Genomic DNA, 18,029 nt, shown 5'->3' with positions numbered 1-18,029 from the left:
GGCGCTCCCTCAGGCGGCGATCCCCGCCACCAGCAGGTCGAGCATGCGGCCCGTCTGCTCCGGCGAACCGCTAACGAGAAAGATTCCGATCAGGCTGGACACGACGTCGTCGGCCGCCACATCGGAGCGGAGGCTGCCGTCCTCCGCCCCTGCCCGCAACAGCGTGTCGGTCGCGGCGACAATGCTGTTGCGAGTCTGGCTCGGCTCCATGGCGCCGGAGTCGAAGATGGCCTGCAGCGACTCGGCCATCCCGCGCTTGGCGGCCACGAAGCTGGCGTAGCGGTCCATCCAGCGGCGCAGGGCGGTCTTCGGCGGATGCCTCTTGAGCAGCCGCTCGGCCGCGGCCGCCACCTCAGCGAGCTCCGCACGGTAGATCGCCTCGACGAGGGCTTCCCGATTCGGGAAGTGGCGGTAGAGCGTGCCGATACCGACACCGGCGTCGCGGGCGATCGACTCGAGCGCGACCGGCCCACCGTTCGCGGCGGTGAACGCCGCGGTCGCCGCCTCGAGCAACCTTTCGCGGTTGCGGCGCGCATCCGACCGGGCACTGCCTGACAAAGCGGAGGGTCCTCCGTTTCTGCTACCATCGACTAAGCGGAGGGGCCTCCGCATTTCTCCAGTGTCTCACGAGATTGGGAGCACCATGACAGACAAAGCTCGCCCCGGCGGCCAGAGCAGCATTGGCACGAATACCGTCGCGCGGGTCGGCTACGGCGCCATGCAGCTGTTCGAGGGCACGTCCGATACCGACGCCGCGGCGGTCCTGCGTCGCGCGGTCGAGCTCGGCGTCAACCACATCGACACCGCATCGTTCTACGGCCCCGGCGAGGTGAACCGCCGGATCCGACAGGCTTTGGCCCCCTATCCGGAAGACCTCGTCATCGTCAGCAAGGTCGGCGCCCGGTGGACCGGCGAACAACCGATGCCCCTGGCGTCGGCGCAGAAGCCCGCCGAATTGCGCGCGGCTGTCGAGGACGACCTGCGCCAACTCGGACTCGACTGTGTACCCGTGGTCAACCTGCGCCGCCACGACCTGGGGCCCAGGCCGGAAGTCGAGGAAGACCAGAAGATCGACCTCGATGACCAGTTGGCCGAGATGATCGCCCTGCGCGACGAGGGCAAGATCGGGGCGATCGGGATCAGCAGCGTGCCGCGCGACATCGTGCGTCGGGCGTTGCCTGCGGGCATCGCCTGCGTACAGGACGCCTACAGTCTGCTCGACCGCAGCGCCGAAGACGCGCTGGAGCTGTGTGAGGCTGAGGGCATCGCATGGGTTCCGTACTTTCCGCTGGGGTCGGCCTTCCCGGGCGTCCCCAAGACCACCGACAACGCTGTGGTGATCGACATCGCCGGCGAACTCGGGGTCACACCCGCGCAAGTCGGGTTGGCCTGGATCTTGGCTCATGCACCGAACACATTGCTGATTCCGGGCACTCGCTCGATCGCGCACCTCGAGGAGAACATCGGCGCGGGGAACGTCACGCTGAGCGCCGACGCCGTCGCACGGCTGGATGCCGTTGGCTAGGTGCTTGCCTCGAACGTGACACTGCAGTCACGTTCGCGGTCGAGTGTGACTGTGGCGTCACGCTCGACGGGCGCGGTTAGGGTTGCGGTCATGTCTGCCTTGAGTGACAACCCTTTTGACGCGACGGCATGGCGGCCCGTCGACGGCTTCGGCGATCTGACCGACATCACCTACCACCGCCACGTCGACGATGCCACGGTGCGGGTGGCGTTTGACCGGCCCGAGGTGCGCAACGCGTTCCGGCCGCACACCGTCGACGAGCTGTACCGGGTGCTCGACCACGCCCGCATGTCGCCCGACGTGGGCGTGGTGCTGCTGACCGGTAACGGGCCGTCGCCCAAGGACGGCGGCTGGGCGTTCTGCTCCGGCGGCGATCAGCGGATCCGCGGCCGGTCGGGCTATCAATACGCGAGCGGGGAGACCGCCGACACCGTCGACGCCGCCCGGGCCGGCCGGCTGCACATCCTCGAGGTGCAGCGGCTGATCCGGTTCATGCCCAAGGTGGTCATCTGCCTGGTGAACGGGTGGGCGGCCGGCGGCGGGCACAGCCTGCACGTGGTCTGCGATCTCACCCTGGCCAGCCGCGAGCACGCCCGCTTCAAGCAGACCGACGCCGACGTCGGCAGCTTCGACGGCGGTTACGGCAGCGCGTATCTGGCCCGTCAGGTCGGCCAGAAGTTCGCCCGCGAGATCTTCTTCCTCGGCCGCGCGTACACCGCCGAGCAGATGCACCAGATGGGCGCGGTCAACGAGGTCGTCGCGCACGCCGAGCTCGAACGCGTGGGGGCGCAGTGGGCGCGCGAGATCAACGCGAAATCGCCTCAGGCGCAACGGATGTTGAAGTTCGCGTTCAATCTGCTCGACGACGGTCTGGTGGGTCAGCAGCTCTTCGCGGGAGAGGCCACCCGGCTGGCGTACATGACCGACGAGGCCGTCGAGGGCCGCGACGCGTTCCTGGAGAAGCGGCCACCGGACTGGACCCCGTTCCCCCGCTACTTCTGAGGGCCGCGCTTAGACTCCCTCGGTGAGCAAGAGTCCCCTTCGCCGCCTGACCGACCAGCTGGTGCTGGCCACCATGCGGCCGCCGATTTCGCCGCAGATTCTGGTCAACCGGCCCCCGATCAAACCGGTCAGCCTCGACGGCAAGCGGATTCTGCTCACCGGCGCGTCGTCGGGCATCGGCGAGGCCGGGGCCGAACTGTTCGCCAAACACGGGGCCACCGTCCTCGCCGTGGCCCGCCGCCAGGAGCTGCTGGACGCGCTGGTCGACCGGATCGCGGCCGCGGGTGGCGAGGCGACGGCGATGGCGTGTGACCTCTCGGACATGGACGCCATCGACGCGCTGGTGTCCGAGGTCGACGAGCGCCTCAGCGGCGTCGACATTTTGATCAACAACGCCGCCCGTTCGATCCGGCGGCCGCTGGCCCAATCGCTGGAACGCTGGCACGACGTCGAGCGAATCATGGCGCTGAACTACTACGGCCCGCTGCGGCTGATTCGCGGGCTCGCGCCCGGGATGCTCGAGCGCGGCGACGGCCACATCATCAACGTCTCGACCTGGGGAGTGATGTCGGAGGCATCGCCGATGTTCGGGGTGTACAACGCGTCGAAGGCCGCGCTGGGAACCATCGGCCGGGTCGTGGAAACCGAGTGGGGCCACAAGGGCGTGCACTCGACAACGCTCTACTACCCGCTGGTCGCAACTCCTATGATCAAACCCACAAAGGCGTATGACGGGATGCCCGCTTTGAGCCCGGAAGAAGCCGCCGAATGGATGGTCACCGCCGCCCGCACCCGGCCGGTGCGGATCGCGCCGCGGATGGCCGTCGCCCTCAACGCGTTGAACACCGTCGGCCCCCGCTGGGTCAATGCGCTCATGTCACGCCGCGCCGACCACCTCAACGATTCCCATTAACTCCGGGAGGTCGCCATGTCTGATCTGTGGGCCACCATCGCCGCCGAGCGCGGGGCGCTCGCCAACGACCTCGCCGACCTGGAGCCGGCGCAGTGGGATACGCCGTCGCTCTGCCCGGGCTGGACGGTCCGCGACATCGTCGCGCACCTGTCGGCGACCGCCTCACTGAACCCGGCCACCTTCTTTCTCAACATGGCCAAGGCCGGGTTCAGCTTCGACAAGTTCGCCAACGCCCAGATCGCCAAGCACCGCGGCCCCGATCCGGCCGCCACCCTGCGCGAATTCCGTGACTTGCAGGACTCCACCTCGGCACCGCCGGGCCCCAAGACCTCCTGGCTCGGTGAGGTGGTGGTGCATGGCGAGGACCTGCGGCGGCCGCTGGGCATTGCGCACGCCTACCCGCCCGACGCGGTTCGCGAGGTGATCGAGTTCTTCAAGGGCTCCAACATGCTGATCGGATCCAAGAAGCGCGTCGCCGGGCTCGCCCTGAAGGCCACCGACGACGACTGGCAGCACGGAGAGGGCGAGGCGGTCGAGGGTCCGCTGCTGTCGTTGCTCCTCGCGATGACCGGCCGTGCCGCCGGGTGCGATGATCTCGCCGGTCCGGGCGTCGAAACCCTGCGCAGCCGGTGCACGTGATAGACACGACGCTATGGAGATCCTGGGCAGCCGGATGCTGCTCCGGCCGGCGGACTATCAGCAATCGTTGAGCTTCTACCGCGACAAGATCGGCCTGGCCATCGCCCGCGATTACGGTGCGGGCACAGTGTTTTTCGCCGGCCAATCGCTGCTGGAGCTGGCGGGCTACGGCAGCCCCGACCACTCGCGGGGCCCCTTTCCCGGCGCGCTGTGGCTGCAGGTCCGCGACGTCGCGGCGACACAGGCCGAGCTGGAGGGCCGCGGGGTGGCGATCGCCCGCGAGGCACGGCAGGAACCCTGGGGCCTGCGCGAGATGCACGTGACCGATCCGGACGGAATCACGCTGATTTTCGTCGAGGTCCCGCCCGAGCACCCGCTGCGCCGGGACACGCGCGGCGGGGGTGGGGAACGTAAGGTTAACTAAGCGCTAATATTCAACGACGAGTCGAGGTACACCTGCGTTTCCGCCATCTCAGCGTTCGACAATTTAATCCCCCAACTACCAGAATCAGGCGCTGTGAACATCGATTTGTTCCTCCTCATCATCGTCGTAATCACGGCACTCGCTTTCGATTTCACCAACGGCTTCCATGACACGGGCAACGCGATGGCGACCTCCATCGCCAGCGGCGCCCTGGCGCCCAAGGCCGCCGTCGCGCTGTCCGCTGTCCTCAACCTGGTGGGCGCGTTCATGTCCACCGCGGTTGCGGCCACGATCGCCAAGGGTCTGATCGACGGCCACATCGTGACGCTGCAATTGGTGTTCGCCGGCCTGGTCGGCGGCATCGTCTGGAACCTGCTGACCTGGCTGCTCGGCATCCCCTCCAGCTCCTCGCACGCGCTGATCGGCGGCATCGTCGGCGCGACGATCGCCGCCGTCGGCGCGCACGGCGTGATCTGGAAGGGCCTGGTGTCCAAGGTGCTGATCCCGGCCGTCGTCGCCGCGATCCTGGCCATCGTTGTCGGCGCAATTGCGACCTGGCTGGTCTACCGGATCACCCGCGGCATTGCGACCAACCGCACCGAGGCCGGCTTCCGGTACGGCCAGTGGGGCTCGGCGTCGCTGGTCTCCCTGGCGCACGGCACCGGCGACGCGCAGAAGACGATGGGCATCATCTTCCTGGCGCTGATGTCCTACGGCGCGGTCAGCAAGACCGACGCGGCGCCGCCCCTTTGGGTCATCGTCTGTTGCGCCCTGGCGATGGCGGCGGGTACCTACCTGGGCGGCTGGCGGATCATCCGCACCCTGGGCAAGGGACTCGTCGAGATCAAGTCGCCGCAGGGCATGGCCGCCGAATCTTCCTCGGCCGCAGTCATTCTGCTGTCCACCCACTTCGGCTACGCGCTGTCGACGACGCAGGTCTGCACCGGTTCGGTGCTGGGCAGCGGGCTGGGCAAGCCCGGCGGCGAGGTGCGCTGGGGCGTGGCCGGGCGGATGGCGGTCGCATGGCTGGTGACCCTTCCGTTAGCCGGGCTGGTCGGGGCGATCACCTATTGGATCGTGCACCTCATCGGGGGATTCCCCGGCGCGATCATCGGCTTCGGCCTGCTGATCGCCACCTCTACGGCGATCTACCTGCGGTCGCGCAGGGTCAAGGTCGACCACAAGAACGTCAACGCCGAATGGGAGGGCAGCCTCACCGCCGGCCTCGAGGGGTCGGACGAAAAACCGCCGTCCGATACCGGCCCGAGGTCGGGCGCGGCCGGCACCGGCTCGCAGGACACCGTGAGCGCCGGGAACCCCTCATGAGCCACTTCAGCGATTGGTTCAACTACCAGGCGTCCCTGAAGATCCTGGTCTTCGCCATGCTGGCCGGCGCCGCGCTGCCGGGACTGTTCGCCCTCGGGCTGCGGTTGCACGCCGTCGGGGCCGGGCAGGTCACCACCGACGGCACCGCGCCACACAAGAATCCGATGCTGCTGGCGATCGCGTGGGTGATCTACGCGGTGGTGATTGCGGTGATTGCCTTCGCTCTGCTGTACATCTCCCGCGACTTCATCGCGCACCAGATCGGCCAGCCCTTCCTGGGAGCAAAGCCGCCGCACAAGTAGCATTGAATCGTTGTCCACCGACCTGCCGATCCCTCGCCCGGAGAGATAGCAAGTGAACCGATTCCTGAGTTCCGTTGTCTCGTGGTTGCGCGCGGGATATCCGGAGGGCGTTCCGGCGACCGACACCTTCGCGGTGCTCGCGCTGCTATCCCGGCGGCTGACCAACGACGAAGTCAAAGCCGTGGCCGGTGACCTGATGGCGCGCGGCGAATTCGACAAGATCGACATCGGTGTGGCGATCAGCAAGCTCACCGACGAACTGCCGTCCGAGGACGACATCGAGCGAGTGCGCGTCCGGTTGGCCGCCAAGGGTTGGCCGCTCGATGGAGAACACGACGGCGGGGCCCACGCATAGCCGTTCTGCGGGCGCTGCGCGTCGCGCCGGGCTCCGCCACCAAGGAGCTGCTGCCCGCGCTGGCCGGGGTGCTGGATGGCGGTGATCCGGCTCTGGTCGTGGCCCCGGCGGGTGAGGGCGATTCCGAGCTGCACGCGTTGCGCGTGGGCGACGCCATAGACGACGACGTCGCCCTGGTGGCGACGACGTCGGGAACCACCGGCGCGCCCAAGGGAGCCTTGCTGACCGCGGCCGCCTTGGTCGCCAGCGCATCGGCGACCCACGACCGGCTCGGCGGCCCGGGGAGCTGGCTGCTGGCGTTGCCGCCCCATCACATCGCCGGCGTACAGGTGTTGGTACGCAGCGTGCTGGCCGGGTCCACGCCCGTCGAGCTGGATGTTTCCGCCGGCTTCGACGTCACCCAATTGCCCGGCGCCGTAAGGCGATTGGGCGCCGGCCGGCGGTACACGTCGCTGGTGGCCGCGCAGCTGGCCAAGGCCCTGACCGATGCGGCGGCGACGGCGGCGCTGGCCAACCTGGACGCCGTGCTGATCGGCGGAGGGCCGGCTCCGCGGCCGGTTCTCGAGGCCGCGGCCGAGGCCGGGATCGCGGTGGTGCGCACGTACGGGATGAGCGAGACCGCCGGCGGCTGCGTCTATGACGGCGTCCCGCTGGACGGGGTCCGGCTGCGGGTGACCGACGGGCGCATCGTGATCGGCGGCTCGACGCTCGCCAAGGGCTATCGCAACCCGGTCGATCCCGATCCGTTCGCCGAGCCGGGCTGGTTTCGAACCGACGACGTCGGCGCCATCGACGACGCGGGCGTGCTGACCGTGCTCGGCCGGGCCGACGACGCGATCAGCACCGGCGGGTTGACCGTGCTGCCGCAACCGGTGGAGGCGGCGCTATGCACCCATCCGGCCGTCAGCGACTGCGCGGTCTTCGGGCTGGCCGACCCGACGTTGGGCCAGCGCGTGGTCGCCGCGGTCGTGGTGAGCGACGGTTGCGCGCCCCCGACGCTGGACGAGCTGCGCGCGCACGTGTCGCGCGCGCTCGACGCCACCGCCGCGCCGCGCGAGCTGCACATCGTCGCGGCGCTGCCGCGTCGTGGGATAGGCAAGGTGGATAGGGCGGCGTTGGTGCGCCAGTTCGCCAACGCGGGCGATCAATAGGCTGGGCGATCGTGAGGATTGCTCGCCGGGAGTGGCTGGCCGTCGCCTTCGCTGTCGTCCTGCTGGCGGCGGCGTTCGTGCTACCGCGGTTGAACTGGGGCGTCAAACCCCGTTCGGATACCGGGCTGGAGCATTTTGCCATGCGGGCGGGCGCCGCGCCGATCTTCGGCTATTGGGACGCCCATGTCGGCTGGGGAACCGGCCTGGCCATTCTCATCGCCGTTGCCGCCGTGTTATGGGGACCGGCTGTGGCGCAACGTCTTTCGTGGCGCGCCCTAGTGCTGGTCAGCTGGGCAACCGCGTGCGGGTGGGCGTTTGCGCTGGCGATGATCGACGGCTGGCAACGCGGCTTCGCCGGCCGGCTGACCACCCGCGACGAGTACCTGTCGCAGGTGGGAAGCATCACCGATATTCCAGCGGCGGTGCGCACCTTCTCCAGCCGGATCCTCGACTTCCAGCCGAACTCGTGGATCACCCACGTCTCGGGGCATCCGCCGGGTGCGCTGTTGACCTTCGTGTGGCTGGACCGGATCGGCCTGCACGGCGGGGCCTGGGCCGGCCTGCTGTGCCTGCTCGCCGGGTCCAGCGCGGCGGCGGCCGTGCTGATCGGCGTTCGCGCGCTGGCCGACGAGCGGACCGCGCGACGGGCCGCACCGTTCGTCGCGGTGGCGCCGACGGCAATCTGGGTGGCGGTCTCCGCCGATGCCTACTTCGCGGGAGTCGCGGCGTGGGGCATCGCGCTGCTGGCGGTGGCGGTGCACCGGCCGGTTCGGTTTCCCGCGCTGGTTGCCGCCGCCGCGGGCCTGCTGCTCGGGTGGGGGGTGTTCGTCAACTACGGCCTGGCGCTGATGGGCATTGCGGCGTTGGCGGTGTTGGTGTCGGCGCCTGGCTGGCGAGCGGTCCTGCGGGCGCTCGGCCCGGCGTTTTTGGCCGCGCTGGCGGTGGCGGTGACCTTCGCCGTGGCGGGATTCTACTGGTTCGACGGCTATACCCTTGTGCAGCAACGCTATTGGCAGGGAGTGGCCAAGGACCGGCCGTTCGCGTACTGGAGCTGGGCCAACCTGGCGAGCGTGGTGTGCGCGATCGGGCTGGGCAGCGTCGCGGGGATCGCCCGGCTGTTCGACCGGGCCGCGATCCGCGGCCGCTCCGGTTTTCACCTGGTGCTGCTGGCGATGCTGGCGGCCATCGTCGTCGCCGACCTGAGCATGCTGAGCAAGGCCGAGGTCGAGCGGATCTGGCTGCCATTCACCGTCTGGCTCACCGCGGCGCCCGCGCTGCTGCCGGTACGCTCACACCGAATGTGGTTGGCGCTCAACGCTGCCGGCGCCCTGGTGATCAACTCCGTGATCTTCACGAACTGGTAGGCGACTATGGAAGAACAGCCGCGGCTGGCCCGTCAGCTCGGCACGATCGACGCGGTGGTGATCGGGCTGGGCTCGATGATCGGCGCCGGTGTATTCGCGGCGTTCGGCCCGGCCGCGCGGGCGGCCGGCGCGGGCCTGCTGATCGGGCTGGCGGTGGCCGCCGCCATCGCGTACTGCAACGCCACCGCGTCAGCGCAACTGGCCGCGGTCTATCCAACGTCGGGCGGGACATATATCTACGGGCGTGAACGCCTCGGCCCGTGGTGGGGCTTCATCGCCGGTTGGGGATTCGTGATCGGCAAGACCGCCTCGTGCGCGGCGATGGCTCTCACGGTCGCCAGCTACGCGATTCCGGGGCCGGCCTGGGCGCAGCGAATCATCGGGGTGGGAGCAGTGGTCCTGTTGATCGCGCTGAACTACCGGGGCGTCACCAAGACCGCGCTGCTGGCCCGAATACTGTTGGCCTGCACGGTGATTGCGCTCGCCGCGGTGGTCATCGGGATCGGGGTGACCAGGCCCGCACCGTCGCAGTTGATGCACTGGCCGACCGGCACGGTCTACGGTGTTCTGCAGTCGGCGGGGTTTCTGTTTTTCGCCTTCGCGGGTTACGCGCGGATCGCGACGATGGGCGAGGAGGTTCGCGACCCGGCCCGCACCATCCCCCGCGCAATAACGCTCGCCCTGGCCATCGCGGTAGCGATCTATTTCGTGGTCGGCGTGGCGGCCCTGCTCGCCGCGGGACCCGACCGCCTCGCACATGCCGCCGCTCCGCTGGCGGAGGCCGTCCGGGCCGCCGGGATCCCGGCGCTGGTGCCGGTGATCACCGTCGGCGCCGCGCTGGCCAGCCTGGGCGCGTTGCTCGCGCTGATCGCCGGGCTCGGCCGCACCGTGCTCGCGATGGGCCGTCATCACGATCTGCCCGCGTGGCTGGCGGCCGTTCACCCCCGCTACCGGGTGCCGCACCACGCCGAGGTCGCACTCGGCGTCATCGTCTGCATCCTGGTGGCCACCGTCGATCTACGCGGGGTGATCGGCTTCTCGTCGTTCGGGGTATTGATCTACTACGCGATCGCCAACGCCTCCGCCTACACGCTGCCCGCCGACAGGCGCCGCCGCCGCTTCCTGAACGTCTGCGGCGTGACGGGTTGCCTGCTGCTGGTCGCCACCTTGCCGTGGCAGGCGGTGATTTCGGGGCTGACCGTATTCGCCGTCGGGATCGTCGGGCGGTTAGTGGCGTTGCGGTTGCGGGCCTGAATTCGCTTGCCGCGTGTGCCTTGATGGCGCCCTGGACGCACACTGACCGCCCAGGACGCACACCCGGGCGGTCAGAGTCCGGCTGCGCGCGTGACGCGGGCGAACCGACTGGCCGGCCCGCAGGCATCGCGGACCGCGGCGATGTCGGCGGCGACATCGAAGTCGGCCAGCCGTTGCACTACGGTGACGTCAATACCGTTGTCCTGCAACGCTTTCGCTGTGAGCTCCCCGGTGTCGGGTTGAGACATCGGGACGTCGCGCAGGCATTCGGCCATCGCCGGCGTGCGCACGCCCAGCACCCACCATCCGCCGTCGCGCGCCGGTCCGAGCACGGCGGGCGACTCGACCAGCCGCCGCGCGCAGCCGGTCAACACCTCGGCGGTCACCTGCGGGGTGTCCATGCCGATCTGCAGCACCGGATATCCCTCGACGCCCGCGTCGGCGTGTGCGTTGGCGAGCCGGTCGGCGAAGCCGTCACCACGCTGCTCGATCACAGTGAACGACGCGAGCCGTTGCCGGATGTCCTCGGCGCCGGCGGCGGCGTCCAAATCGCCGGTGAGCGCCACCACCCGCGCCGCCACCCGGGCGGCCGCCACCGCGTCCAGCGTGTCCAGGAGCGCGGCGGCGGCGATGTCGGCCGCGACCCCCTCGCCGACCGTCGCGGCGAGCCGGGTCTTGGCCCGGCCGGGCTCCGGCGCCTTGGCGACCACCAGCAGGGTCACCGGCAAGCCACTCATGAAATCACCTTCCAGAAGTCCACGATCGCGGTGATGCTGCCCCGCAGCGAACCGCTGACCTTCGACTTGCCGCCCGTCCGGGGGCCATAGCTGACGTCGAGCTCCACCACACGCCAGCCGGCGGCCGCGGCTCGCACCAGCAGTTCGAGCGGGTACCCCGACCGCCGGTCGGCAACTCCCAGACCAAGCAGCGCCTCCCGCCGCGCGACGCGCATCGGCGCGATGTCGTGCACCGGGAGGCCGTGGCGAGTGCGCAGCCGCCAGCTCATCACGACCGTGCCGATCCGGGCGACCCACGGCCAGTGCAACCCCGGAACGGGTCGGCGCCGGCCGATCACCAGGTCGGCACCGTCCTCGAGCGCGGCGACGAGTCGCGGCAACTCGCCGGGATCCATGGAGCCGTCGGCGTCGATGACCGCGACGATCGGCGTCGTGGCCGCGACGACGCCGGCGTGCACCGCGGAGCCGTAGCCGGGCCGCGGCTCGGCGACCACCTCAGCGCCGTGGCGGCCCGCGACCGCGGCGGTGGCATCGGTGCTGTTGTTGTCGACCACCAGCGCCCGATAACCGGCGGGGATCGCCGCCAGCACCTCCGGCAGCGACTCCTCCTCGTTGAGGCAGGGCAGGACCACCGTCACCACGTCGGGCATGGCTGCCGACAATAGCCCGACGACGGGGTTCGGGATGCCGTGGCGGGCCCTTAGTAGTGGCGTGGCTGCTGCGGGACCAGCGGCTGCTGGGGGACCAATGGCTGCTGCGGGACCAATGGCTGCTGCGGGACCACCGGCTTTGGGACCACTGGCTGTTGCGGGACCAATGGCTGCTGCGGCACCACAGGTTGCTGTGGGACCACAGGCTGCTGCGGGACCAATGGCTGTTGCGGCACAACCGGTTTCGGGACCACCGGCTGCTGCGGGACGAGTGGTTGCTGCGGCACCACAGGTTGTTGCGGCACCACAGGTTGCTGCGGCACAACCGGTTTCGGGACCACCGGCTGCTGGGGCACCACAGGTTGTTGCGGCACCACCGGCTGCTGGGGCACCACCGGTTTCGGGACCACCGGCTGCTGGGGCACCACCGGCTGCTGCGGCACCACCGGCTGCTGCGGCACCACCGGCTGCTGCGGCACCACCGGCTGCTGGGGCACCACCGGTTTCGGGACCACAGGCTGCTGCGGCACCACCGGCTGCTGCGGCACCACCGGCTGCTGCGGCGCTACCGGCGGCAGCGGCACCACTACCGGCGGTGGTACCACGGGGGGCTGGGGCACCACCACGGGCGGCTGCGGGACTACGGGCGGCAAGTTTGGCGGTGCCTGTTGCACCGGCAACGGAATGATGATCGGGATCGGCACAAGCGGGTTCGGGTTGGGCACAAAACCCGGAAGGCCCGGTGCTGCCGGGGCCGGGTTGACCGGCGCTTCCGGCACCGGGTTGACCGGAGCAACCGGGGCCGGGTTGACCTGGACTACCCGCGCGGGAGTGCCGCCACCGCGCGACACCAACTGCGGCGGAATGTAGCCCTTGGAGTCCGGAACGACGCCACCCTGGAAACCCGCGTTGGGCTGATTGGGCGGGGGCGGTGGAACCGGCGCCTGCTGCTGCGTCGGCAACAGTGGCATGAACTTCCCGGGGGCGGCATTCTGGATCCCCACCAGCGGCGCCGCACTCGCGGTCGGCCGAACGGCAACCGCCACCGCGACGGCCAGCGACGCGAATCCGATGACGGCGAACGCGATGACCGCATTGCCGAGCAGCACCGACCGTCCGCTCAGCGGTATCCGAACGGTGGCGGCGGGGTCGTCATCAAAGTCGTCGTACTCGTCAACGTCGTCCGCGAATGGTTCGGCATCGTCGGTCTCCGAGTACGCGAGCTGTGGTTCCTCCGCACCCGAATCCGTCAGCCCGGACGTGGGGGCGATCGCGGTCGAGTCTCCGCCGACCGCGGTCACGGGAGCGATCGAGGTCGCCGCTGCCGCCGTGATCGTGGGCGTCAACCCGGCTGCCAGCGCCGCGCCGCGGGCTAGTGCGAACGTGGGGTCTTCGGGAATCTCCACTCGCACGGTTGAGGCGTCGCGAAGCTGGTCGGCGACCCCGATGAGGTTCGACGACGCGCCGACGAGGTAGACGTCCTGCGGGACCCCCGGCTGGCCGTCGAGGGTGGCCATCATCGTGTTCAACGCGGTGGTGGCGTCACCGCGCCCAAGGGGCTGCCTGGCCAGCATCGTCGGCGCTTGACCATCGCCGTCCGCACCCACCAGCGACAGCGTCGCCGTGTCGTCGTCGACGACGAGCACACCGCCGGCCCGCCCGGCCGCACGCATCAACGCCGTCACCGCCTCCGACTCCGACAGCACGGCAACATCGTGGACACCGGAGTCTTCGAGCGCGCGGCGGAGATCGTCGGCCTTCGGGGCGTCCGGCCAGCACAGCCGGGTCGCGACCAGGCGATGGTCCTCGTCGGCCAGCAGCCGATCCGTTCCGACCACGGCCCGGGTCAGGGTATCGATCGGCTGGTCGGCGATGTCGAACACGGATTGGTCGAGCACGCCAGATCCTGGTGCGCCTGACCCGACGAGCGCCATACGTGCGACGGGACCTGCGACCGCGACTCCCAAGACGACGTCCATCCCGGCGCTCCTTAGGCTGGCTAACTCGCAACCAGCATGCCCAGGGATCATTACACTGCGTTATCGCCCGCAATAACAGTCATTTGGGCAAAAATTTTTGCCGGTCCCAGCGGCCGGGTCAGCAAACCGCTCGAGCGCTACGACGCGATCAGTGGTGCGGGGTCAAAATGGGCGCCTTTGGGGTCACCGGCTGCTGCGGGGTCACCGGCTGCTGCGGAGTCACCGGCTGCTGCGGGGTGACCGGCTGCTTCGGAATCGTCTGAGTCGGAATCGTCTGAGTCGGAATCGTCTGAGTCGGAACTGTCTGCTGCACCGTCGAGGTCGGCGGTGTCGTCGTCACCACCTGCTGCTGCTTCGTCGTCGTCGGCTCCGTCGTAGTCGTGGTCGGCTGCGTCGTAGTCGTGGTCGGCTGCGTCGTGGTGGTCGTTGGCTCCGTCGTAGTCGTCGTCGGCGTCGTGGTGGTCGTGGTCGATGGACCCAGCGACGTGGTCGTCGTGGTGGTCGTCGTCAGCGTCGTCGTGGTCGTCGTCGTAGTCGGCCCCAACGGCGGGTACGGAACGATGATCGGGATCGGGATCGGCACATACGGATTCGGGTTCGGCACGAAACCGGGAACGCCCGGGGCGGGGTTGACCGGGGCAGCCGGCGCCCCACCCGACATCAACTGCGGGGGAATGTAGCCGTTGGAGTCCGGAACAACACCGCCCTGGAACCCGGCGTTGGGCTGACCGGGCGGGGGCGGCGGAACCGGCGCCTGCTGTTGCGTCGGAAGCAGTGGCATGAACTTGCCCGGGGCGGCGTTCTGGTGCCCGACCACCGGCTGCGCGCTCGCGGTCGGCCGGACGGCGACCGCCACCGCGACCGCGAGCGACGCGAATCCAACGACCGCGAACGCGATGACCGCATTGCCGAGCAGGACCGACCGCCTGCTCAAGGGCAACGGCCCGGTCTCGGCGTCGTCGCCGTCGAACTCGCCGTACTCATCGTCGAACTCATCGGCCCCGAGGGGCTCGCCCTCTTCGGCCATCGAATACGCCAGCTGTTGATCCTCGGCGGCCGGTTCGGCCGCGGGCGCGAAGGCGGTCTCGTCTCCGGTGCGCCCGGTCACGGGCGAGTAGGCCGTCTCGTCTCCCGTGAGCCCGGCCGCGGACGCCATCGCGGTCGCGTCTCCGGCCGCCAACTGCGCCCCCGGCACGGCGGCCAACGCCGCGCCGCGGGCCAGCGCGAAGGTGGGGTCGTCGGGGATCTGCACCCGCATGGTCGACGCCTCGCGAATCTGGTTCGCGACGGTGTTGAGGTCGGACGACGCGCCCACGAGGTAGAGGTCGCCCGCGGCGTTCGGCTGGTCGCCCAGCCTGGCCATCAACGTGTCGAGTGTGCCCGTGGCTTGATCGCCCGAGTCGCCCGCCAGCGGTGCGCTGGCCAGCAGGGTAGGGGGCGCGTTCTCGTCCCCCACCGCAGGGCCCAGTAGGGTCGCCGCGTCGTCGCCGACCACCAGCGCGGGACCGGACCGCCCCGCCGCGCGCATCAGCGCGGCGACCGCCTGCGATTCGGACAGCACCGCGACGTTGTTGACGCCGGAATCTTCCAGCGCCTGCCGCAGCCGGTCAGCTTGGGGGTGGTCGGTCCAGCAAAGCCGCGTGGCAGTCAGCCGATGGTTCTGGTCAGCCAACAGCCGATTCGTGCCGACCACGGTCTCGGTCAGCGTTCCGACCGGGTTGTCAGCCAGCTCGACTTCGGATTGGTCGATCACGTCGGCACCCTGCGCGCCCTGCCCGACAAGCGCCAAGTGGGCAATGGGGCCCGTGACCGCGACCCCCAAAACGACGTCCATCCCCACTCTCCTTCGGCTGGCCACCCCGCAACCAGCATGTCCCTGCGTCACTACACTGCGATACGTCGGCAGTAACAGTCATTCGGGCGACAGCGTCCGCCTACGAGCGCAGCGTAACCGTTCCCAGACCGCGGGACCGTCTCCGCGGAACAACATCCGCGGAATCGCACGTTCTCATCGCAGCCACTGCCGCGTCGTCCGAACGGGGATTATGTTTCCAAGTAAGCAACGCAGTCGGCCGGGCAGGTGGTTCCCGCGCCACCCAACCGAAGCGGCGCCGCCAGCAACCGTCCTCGATACCCGGGGGGAACAGTGAGCCAGAGCAGCGACGACGCGCCCACCGGCCCGATTCACGAGCAGACGCAGCGACTAACCGCCGTCGACCCACCCAGTCAGGCTCCGCGCGCGGCGCAGCGGCCGAAGCGGCGCCGAAACGTCGTCAGCGACCTGATCGCCGCCGCGTTGCTGGTCATCGCGCTGGTTCTGCCGTGGAATCTGTACTCGGGCCTGGCGATCCCCGGCAGCAGCCGGATCCTGTTCGCGGTGCTGTTCGCGGTGACGTTGCTGTCCCTGATCTCGCTTGCCGCGGCCGGTGCCTGGCGGTCGTCCAGCCCGCAATACAACGCCGCGGCGGCCAACCGGATTCGTCTCTGGCTCAACGTCCCCTACCTGCTGCTGGTGCTCGGCTTCGTCGCCTTCGATGCGGTCGAGACCGTCCGCTTCGGTGGCACCGTGACCGTGCCCGGCGGCGTGGGACCGGGCGCATGGTTCGGCATCGCCGGCTCGCTGCTTTGCGCGCAACCGGCGATCACGGGTGCCGGAGCGGACGACGAGAAGTTCGCCGGGTGGCAGCGCTCCGCCCGGATCATCGGTTACGCGTCCGTGGTGCTGGCGGTGCTGAGTTTTGCGTTCAACCTCTACTGGCGGATCAAGTACGCCGTGACCGGCGGATCGGGCGGCTTCGGCAAGCAGAACATCTCGGTCATCGCGACGGCGGTGGTGTACGGCGTGGTGGCATTGGTCGCCGTGCTCCTCGCGTCGCGTTGGCTTCTTCGCAGCACCAAGGCTTCCCGGCTGGCCACCGTCGCGCTTGGCGCGTCGACGCTCGTCGCTGGGCTGGGTGTGTGGAGCCTTCCCGCCGGCCGTGACATCGACGCTTTCCATGGCATCGCGCAGAACACGTCGACGGCCGGGGTCGGGTTCGAGGGCTATCTGGCGTGGGCGGCGGCCGCGGCCATCTTCGCGCCCCGGGCGCTGTTCGGCGACCGCAACCGCTCGACGACCCAGGAAAACGTTTGGCGCGCGGCCGCCCGAAATGGCTTGCTGCTGATCGTCGTCTGGTGCGTGGGATCCATGGCGATGCGGTTTACCGACCTATTCGTCGGGGTGGCGCTGAACTACCCGTACTCGCGATACGACAGCATCGTGCTGGCGGGATTCGATCTGGGCACCGCCGCCCTCGCGATCTGGCTGCGCGTCAACCTGGCCAACGACGCAGTGTCCGCGCGGCTGATCTCGTCGCTGTGCGGACTCGTTGCCACGCTGAGCATTTCGCGTGTGGTGGTCGGCGTCGTGCTGGCTCCGCGGTTCGAGGAAATTCCGAACTCCGCCGCGCAAAACCCGGTCTACGGAAACAATCTCGCCCAGCAGATCACCAGCACCTTCGACGTGGCGCTGTGCGGGCTGGCCCTGTGCATACTGGCCGCCGCGATCGTCACGGGTCAGCTCACCGGCCGGCGGCTGCGACGCAAGAAGCCCCGCGCCGCGCACACGCGTGGTGCGGGGGCTCAGCCGGGCCCTCAGCAGGAGGCGGGGACCACCCGCATTCCGGCCGCGGCGACCACCCGCATCCCGACCGCCGCGCCGCCGCCGTCGGCCGCACCGACGACGCGTGTGCGGGTCGGCGGCGGGTCCGAGGCGCCCCGGATCTTCCGCGGCGACGACTCCGGCACCCGCCAGATCCCCGTCCCGAAACCCAAGATCTTCCGGCCGCCGGCCGGCCGCTAGCGCAGCGGGGCGAACGCGAATTCGCGCAGCCCGTCGCGAGGGTGGACGGCCGCACGGAATCCCAGCACCTCGGCGGCCCGGGTGGGATCCGCGACGATGTGGCGCACGTCGCCGCTGCGGTACTGCCCGGTGATCACCGGGTTGACCGCGCCACCGGAATCCCTGCGCGCATCGCACAGTGCCGTGGCGACCTCCAGGATCGAAATCGGCTGTCCCGAGCAGACATTCACCGCGGTGAAGCCGGAGCCGCCGGCCGAAACCGACGCTGCCGACACGTTGGCGGCGGCCACGTCGTCGACGTGGACGAAGTCGCGCATCTGGCCGCCGTCCTCGAAAACCCTTGGCGGCTCACCCTTTTCCAGCGATGAACGAAAGATCGCGGCCACGCCGGAGTAGGGGGTGTCGCGCGGCATGCCCGGACCGTAGACGTTGTGGTAGCGCAATGCCACGACCGAGCCGCCCGTCGACTCCGACCACGCCAGCGCGTAATGCTCCTGCGCGGTGTCGACCTGGTCTGCCACCAGGCCGCGATGGTGGGCGCGGGCGTGGATGCCGCCGACGCGCCCG

General features: G+C 69.6%; 18 protein-coding genes. 12 read left to right on the top strand and 6 right to left on the bottom strand.

Annotated features, from left to right (window positions below; genetic code table 11):
• Positions 1-9 precede the first annotated feature (9 nt).
• Positions 10-558: a TetR/AcrR family transcriptional regulator gene (locus A5744_RS10920; RefSeq protein ID WP_076060861.1), complete on the bottom strand. Its 549-nt coding sequence runs from the start codon at positions 556-558 to the stop codon at positions 10-12.
• Between the two features lie 85 nt (positions 559-643).
• Here A5744_RS10920 and A5744_RS10915 point away from each other — a divergent pair, with 85 nt between their 5' ends.
• The 11 genes from A5744_RS10915 to A5744_RS10865 all read left to right on the top strand — a co-directional run bounded on the left by A5744_RS10915 (position 644) and on the right by A5744_RS10865 (position 10,255).
• A complete protein-coding gene (locus A5744_RS10915) occupies positions 644-1,525 on the top strand; it encodes an aldo/keto reductase (protein WP_076060859.1) in 882 nt (293 codons plus the stop codon).
• A gap of 99 nt (positions 1,526-1,624) precedes the next feature.
• Positions 1,625-2,527 (top strand): 1,4-dihydroxy-2-naphthoyl-CoA synthase, encoded by a 903-nt coding sequence (locus A5744_RS10910; protein ID WP_076060964.1) that lies wholly within the window; start codon positions 1,625-1,627, stop codon positions 2,525-2,527.
• Between the two features lie 22 nt (positions 2,528-2,549).
• Complete coding sequence (locus A5744_RS10905; RefSeq protein ID WP_076060857.1) at positions 2,550-3,440, top strand: SDR family oxidoreductase; 891 nt, start codon at positions 2,550-2,552, stop codon at positions 3,438-3,440.
• 15 nt (positions 3,441-3,455) lie between these two features.
• Positions 3,456-4,079, top strand: coding sequence for a maleylpyruvate isomerase family mycothiol-dependent enzyme (locus A5744_RS10900; RefSeq protein ID WP_076060856.1), 624 nt, complete (start codon positions 3,456-3,458; stop codon positions 4,077-4,079).
• A gap of 13 nt (positions 4,080-4,092) precedes the next feature.
• Positions 4,093-4,503, top strand: a complete 411-nt coding sequence (locus tag A5744_RS10895) for a VOC family protein (protein ID WP_076060854.1) — start codon at positions 4,093-4,095, stop codon at positions 4,501-4,503.
• Positions 4,504-4,596: 93 nt separating this feature from the next.
• Positions 4,597-5,829, top strand: coding sequence for an inorganic phosphate transporter (locus A5744_RS10890; RefSeq protein ID WP_076060853.1), 1,233 nt, complete (start codon positions 4,597-4,599; stop codon positions 5,827-5,829).
• Positions 5,826-6,131, top strand: a complete 306-nt coding sequence (locus A5744_RS10885) for a hypothetical protein (protein ID WP_076060851.1) — start codon at positions 5,826-5,828, stop codon at positions 6,129-6,131. Before A5744_RS10890 ends, A5744_RS10885 begins: the two co-directional genes overlap by 4 nt.
• A gap of 52 nt (positions 6,132-6,183) precedes the next feature.
• A complete protein-coding gene (locus A5744_RS10880; RefSeq protein ID WP_076060850.1) occupies positions 6,184-6,486 on the top strand; it encodes a DUF3349 domain-containing protein in 303 nt (100 codons plus the stop codon).
• A 59-nt stretch (positions 6,487-6,545) separates the two neighbouring features.
• Positions 6,546-7,637 carry an o-succinylbenzoate--CoA ligase gene (gene menE / locus A5744_RS10875; RefSeq protein WP_276206965.1) on the top strand — a complete coding sequence of 364 codons (1,092 nt, stop codon included), beginning with the start codon at positions 6,546-6,548 and terminating at the stop codon, positions 7,635-7,637.
• A gap of 11 nt (positions 7,638-7,648) precedes the next feature.
• A complete protein-coding gene (locus tag A5744_RS10870) occupies positions 7,649-9,001 on the top strand; it encodes a hypothetical protein (protein ID WP_076060848.1) in 1,353 nt (450 codons plus the stop codon).
• A gap of 6 nt (positions 9,002-9,007) precedes the next feature.
• A complete protein-coding gene (locus A5744_RS10865; RefSeq protein ID WP_076060847.1) occupies positions 9,008-10,255 on the top strand; it encodes an APC family permease in 1,248 nt (415 codons plus the stop codon).
• 71 nt (positions 10,256-10,326) lie between these two features.
• On the opposite strand, the gene A5744_RS10860 is transcribed toward A5744_RS10865, so the two are convergent.
• The 4 genes from A5744_RS10860 to A5744_RS24645 all read right to left on the bottom strand — a co-directional run bounded on the left by A5744_RS10860 (position 10,327) and on the right by A5744_RS24645 (position 15,455).
• Positions 10,327-10,992 carry a DUF2064 domain-containing protein gene (locus A5744_RS10860; RefSeq protein WP_076060845.1) on the bottom strand — a complete coding sequence of 222 codons (666 nt, stop codon included), beginning with the start codon at positions 10,990-10,992 and terminating at the stop codon, positions 10,327-10,329.
• Positions 10,989-11,642, bottom strand: coding sequence for a glycosyltransferase family 2 protein (locus A5744_RS10855; RefSeq protein ID WP_076060843.1), 654 nt, complete (start codon positions 11,640-11,642; stop codon positions 10,989-10,991). Before A5744_RS10855 ends, A5744_RS10860 begins: the two co-directional genes overlap by 4 nt.
• 50 nt (positions 11,643-11,692) lie before the next feature.
• Entirely contained in the window at positions 11,693-13,621 is a 1,929-nt protein-coding gene (locus A5744_RS10850; protein ID WP_205866302.1) for a hypothetical protein, read from the bottom strand.
• 148 nt (positions 13,622-13,769) lie between these two features.
• Entirely contained in the window at positions 13,770-15,455 is a 1,686-nt protein-coding gene (locus A5744_RS24645) for a hypothetical protein (RefSeq protein WP_076060840.1), read from the bottom strand.
• Between the two features lie 447 nt (positions 15,456-15,902).
• On the opposite strand from A5744_RS24645, the gene A5744_RS10840 reads away from it, so the two are divergent.
• The gene (locus A5744_RS10840) at positions 15,903-17,462 is read left to right on the top strand and encodes a hypothetical protein (RefSeq protein WP_240563020.1); all 1,560 of its coding nucleotides are present in this window, start codon (positions 15,903-15,905) and stop codon (positions 17,460-17,462) included.
• On the opposite strand, the gene A5744_RS10835 is transcribed toward A5744_RS10840, so the two are convergent.
• Positions 17,459-18,029 (bottom strand): NAD-dependent epimerase/dehydratase family protein (locus A5744_RS10835; protein ID WP_139331309.1); only part of this gene is annotated, 571 nt, incomplete at its 5' end. The two genes, A5744_RS10840 and A5744_RS10835, sit on opposite strands and share 4 nt — an antisense overlap.

The organism is Mycobacterium sp. IS-1264 (genome assembly GCF_001954195.1).
Taxonomy (GTDB): domain Bacteria; phylum Actinomycetota; class Actinomycetes; order Mycobacteriales; family Mycobacteriaceae; genus Mycobacterium.
Note: the sequence above shows the minus strand (reverse complement) of the source record. Positions and strands in the feature narration are given on the sequence as shown.